This window comes from Armatimonas sp., assembly GCF_964826245.1.
Genome location: NZ_CBAYMC010000334.1, coordinates 1 through 3,862, shown reverse-complemented (window position 1 = coordinate 3,862; position 3,862 = coordinate 1). Strand labels below are relative to the sequence as shown.

Here is a 3,862-nt window from a genome sequence, read left to right as displayed (position 1 = left end):
GGCAAGTGCGACGCTCGGGCTGACGCTCAGTAGCGCCGCCCCAAGTCCCGCCTCCGTGAGAAACTGTCTGCGATCCAGCTTAGAATCGTCGTTTTTATTCATGGTTGTCCCTATCCTGGCAGTGACCTGCCTGTTTTCCCGTTGCGGATCAGTTCTGCATCTCGACAATATTTTCCTGCGCCCCTCGTGATTTGCGGTACACTTTGCCTGTGCAGCTTCAGATGCTCCGCCCCGAAGAAACCGTCGTTGAGATCCACGACAAAACGGCTCCACAAACTCACCTGCTCAAGCTTCACCTCGTGCCCTGGGAGAAACTCAGTGCGGCATGGCTCAACACTCTGCGCTTAGCCTTAGTTTGCTTGGTGGGCTACCTCGTATTTGGCCTACTAGGGCAGATTTTTCATCCATACTTTTTCCTCAATATTGCCATGGTACTAGGCTTGCTGGTGCCCCTATGCCTAGCACTCGCCTTCTTTGCTTTTATCTTAGCTTTGCCGCTTCGAATCCTAGAAAATATCATCAATGCTGCCCCGCTACGTAGGGTAGTAGTACTTCGGGAGAGCCTAAGTGCGGTTCTGGGCAACTGTACCAGTAGCGCCGTTTGTCCTGAGCTACTCGACTTTCTCGGCTGGCTCCAGAGCGCCCCACCTGAGCACACGCGGCTGTTGTGCATCACGCTCACACGCCTCCTGCCTCGGGTCGGGGAGGATGAGCTACGGCAGATACTGACCGAGGAGCGCCGCCAGACCCTGCGCCAGCTTCTCACCCGCTCGGACACACCACACGACCTGATTGTCATCGCGCTTCTCGCCCTTGGGAGCGTCAAAGACCAGAAAACAGTGCCACTCGCCTATGCGCTTCGGCGCAAAAGCCCCGACGTAAAAGATGGAGTCGAGGCGTTTCTGGATGCAGTGCGGGTGACCTCATGATGCGCCAGCGGGTTCGTCCTACCGAAGCACTCCTGCTCTGGAGAAAGCTGCGTGACGAGGAGCCGACTCGCCGTGCGCAGATTCCTCCGCTCCAGACCTGCGATGCAGAAACCGCCGTTCGCCTGATTCACGATGCAGTAGCCCCCCACCAAGCCGAGCTTCAGCCTCCTACCGGCGGGCTGATGTTGATGGGGCTTGTGTTGCCACTGATGCGACTTGCACCTGATAGCCTGAAGTTGCTCGCGGTCGGAGTTCAGATCGTCGTATTGTTATCGGTACTGATCCCCTTTCTCCCCGAGTGCAAGAAGCGCCGCCAGCGGACGGAGCGCCTGATGGGGATTTTGAGTGAGCTGCTACCGGAGTGCCGGAGTACACAGATTCTGCCGGAGCTGCTGGATCTGCTGGGCTGGCTCAATCATGCAGCGAACTCTGTCGCGAAAACAGCGCTGCGAGAAAGCGTGGCCCAACTACTGACACGTGCCAGTGAGGACGAGCTTTCGGAGCTACTCACCCCCGAGCGGCGACAGCTCTTGCGGACACTCTGCGCAAACCCTACCACGGAGCCCGACCTGGTTCGAGCGGCGCTCTTGGTGCTGGGGAGCGTGCGGGACGAGAAAACGGTTCCGATTGCCCAAAAGCTCCTCCGAAAACCCGTTCTCCGCGATGCCGCCGAGGCGTTTTTGGACGAGGTACGCTAGAATAGGGCGATGATAGAAATGGAGGTTGCCTGAGCCATGGTGCAAAAATCTAACACTAGCTACACTGCGCTACGGGATCGCCTCAAGCCCGCACTACTTCCTGTCACCGATATTAGTCGCGCTCTCACCGGACTGAGCGCGGATGCGGCGGCGCTTCAGCTCTGCCAGTGCCTTCAGGAAGAGCAGATGAGCCGACTGCGGCGTGAGCGGGTGACGCTCATCGTGATGAGCATCACCCTAGGGTTCTGGGTGCTCCTCAACTACCAAGGCGGCTTCTTGGGCATGGTCCCTTTACCGTTATTTCTGGCTGGCCCCCTCATGATCGCCCTCGCAATCTGGCTCTCCGTGCGGCGCTACGGCCCTCTGCGGCACAACGCTCTCGCCGGGCTGACGGAGGTCGTCAATGAGATTCATGAGCGCGAGTCCCTGGGGCCACTCTGCCATGCAGCCGCACTCCTGGATGGCAAAAAGCGGCGCTGGGAGCAAGAGATTGAGGAGGCGATTCGCTCCGCCATCGCCAGGCTTCTCCCGCGTCTCTCCGCAGACGATGCCGCGCTCCTGCCGGACGAGGTCCGCCAGTTCTTGCTCGCCGCCATCACCGACAACCGCCACGATGATCTTACTGTCGCCGCTCTCCTGACACTGGGCTCCGCCAAGGAAGAAGCCGCTCGTCCGCTCGCCGAGAGCCTCCGCGCCAGCCTGACCGAGCGCACCCGAGAAGCTGCCCTAGAGTGCCTCGTTGATCTTCGCCGCTAAAAAAGCCGTTTTCCGCATCGGTTATATGCCCTTGGTGAAGCTCTCTGCCTCTTTCAGGTAGGTGTCGAAGGGGTTTTTGAGATCAAGATGACGGTTTTTAGCCAAATAGACCAAGTCCCAGTCAATGACGTAGTCCTTGGACTTTTTATCCAGAAGTTTCTTGATAATATCAGCGCGAGCGGCGGCGCGGGTGTTCTGTGGCGCAGCGACCGTAGCCTCGGCGATCTCAGCATCGGTGACCAGGCGCTCCATCTCACCAAGCTCCTCTAGGCCATAGAAGAGGCTCTGACTACGGTTGGCGTTGTGATACTCGATATCCAAGCTCTGCATCACATCGTCGTGCCAGCCGACGCCTTCCGACTTCATGAACTCGGTGTACATCTTGTGCTTAGCGACCCAGTCGAGCTTATTGGCCAAGGTCATCGGATCGGACTCCAGGGCATCAAGAGTCGCTTCCCACTCACGGAGCACCCAGTCGGTCTGCGTGTCCACCCCCGCGAGGCGCTTCTTACCCGCTTCCAGGTAGATGCGCTGGAGATCCACCGCCTTGATCGTCCCCCCCGCCTTGCGCTTCACCAGCCACTTCCAGCTTGGGTCACGGCTGACGGAGCGCAGGGTCTCGAGCGGGTCGCGGATCTCGACCTCGGTGCCCAGCAGGCCATCTTCGACCAGCGAGAGCACCACACACGTCGTCCCAACTTTCAGTGCGGTGGCGTAGTCGGACATATTGCCCTCACCGTAGAGAATATGCAGGCGGTGGAGATTCGAGAAGTTGTAGTAGCTATCCCACTTGGGGTTGATAATGGCGCGATTGAAGCGCACACGGCTACTAATGGTCTTCACAATATGATCGGCGCGCTGAGAGAGCTGGAAATCTACCGTCGGGTCAATCTCAACGCCATAGAAATTGCTCACCCACTGGTAGTCCACATCGTAATCGGAGATCGTCATCACCGAGTTCTTCATGGACGAAAAATTAAGCCGGTGCCCGCCCACGCGCCCGACGCCCGCAAAGATCTGACGGGTGACTAAGAACGGCAAGAGATAGTTGAAGCTCGCCCGAAAGAAGTCCTCATCGTGCATCTCGACCAAGTAGTTCTCATGACAGCCAAACGTATGGCCCCCAAAGTGATCCACCGAGTTGTTATGAAACGAGGCCGTCTCCGAGAGCCCAAGATCGTTGAGCAGGCTCTGGACAATCCACTGCCCCGCCTTATTGTAGCGGCAGACATCGAAGATATCCGTACACTCCGGGGTAGCATACTCCTCATGGTCGCCTACCGCATCAATATAGAGACGGCCCCCATTGAGAAGAAATCCCCCACTCCGCGCAGGCTCAAAGGAGTAGTCTCGCGCGTGCAGGTCAATCAGGCCCCAGTGCTTCTGATAAAAACAGTGGTTCTTGACCGCCTCGACAACCTGCTCTGGTGTCCCCGCCGCGTCATCGCGCACCATGCACCCGAACTCAGTCTCGATCCC

At 58.2% G+C, this 3,862-nt stretch carries 5 protein-coding genes; 3 read left to right on the top strand and 2 right to left on the bottom strand.

Translation table 11 applies throughout. The features are described from left to right. The coding region (locus AC1XOS_RS20905; protein WP_481964145.1) for a twin-arginine translocation signal domain-containing protein at positions 1 to 102 on the bottom strand (102 nt) is incomplete at its 3' end. Positions 103 to 209: 107 nt separating this feature from the next. Between AC1XOS_RS20905 and AC1XOS_RS20900 the strand changes: the two genes are divergently transcribed. Genes AC1XOS_RS20900 through AC1XOS_RS20890 form a run of 3 tightly spaced genes read left to right on the top strand, consistent with a single transcriptional unit; the run spans position 210 to position 2,383 of the window. Further along, the gene (locus tag AC1XOS_RS20900; RefSeq protein WP_481964144.1) at positions 210 to 929 is read left to right on the top strand and encodes a hypothetical protein; all 720 of its coding nucleotides are present in this window, start codon (positions 210 to 212) and stop codon (positions 927 to 929) included. After that, positions 926 to 1,627, top strand: coding sequence for a hypothetical protein (locus AC1XOS_RS20895; RefSeq protein WP_481964143.1), 702 nt, complete (start codon positions 926 to 928; stop codon positions 1,625 to 1,627). The genes AC1XOS_RS20900 and AC1XOS_RS20895 overlap by 4 nt, the downstream gene beginning before the upstream one ends. Before the next feature lie 36 nt (positions 1,628 to 1,663). Then, positions 1,664 to 2,383, top strand: coding sequence for a hypothetical protein (locus AC1XOS_RS20890; protein ID WP_481964142.1), 720 nt, complete (start codon positions 1,664 to 1,666; stop codon positions 2,381 to 2,383). A gap of 21 nt (positions 2,384 to 2,404) precedes the next feature. On the opposite strand, the gene AC1XOS_RS20885 is transcribed toward AC1XOS_RS20890, so the two are convergent. Then, positions 2,405 to 3,862 (bottom strand): proteasome accessory factor PafA2 family protein (locus AC1XOS_RS20885; RefSeq protein ID WP_481964141.1); only part of this gene is annotated, 1,458 nt, incomplete at its 5' end.

Bases quoted from the DNA above. Each gene is read 5' to 3' on its own strand.
- AC1XOS_RS20895 (WP_481964143.1), top strand. From the start codon at position 926: ATGATGCGCCAGCGGGTTCGTCCTACCGAAGCACTCCTGCTCTGGAGA.
- AC1XOS_RS20890 (WP_481964142.1), top strand. From the start codon at position 1,664: ATGGTGCAAAAATCTAACACTAGCTACACTGCGCTACGGGATCGCCTC.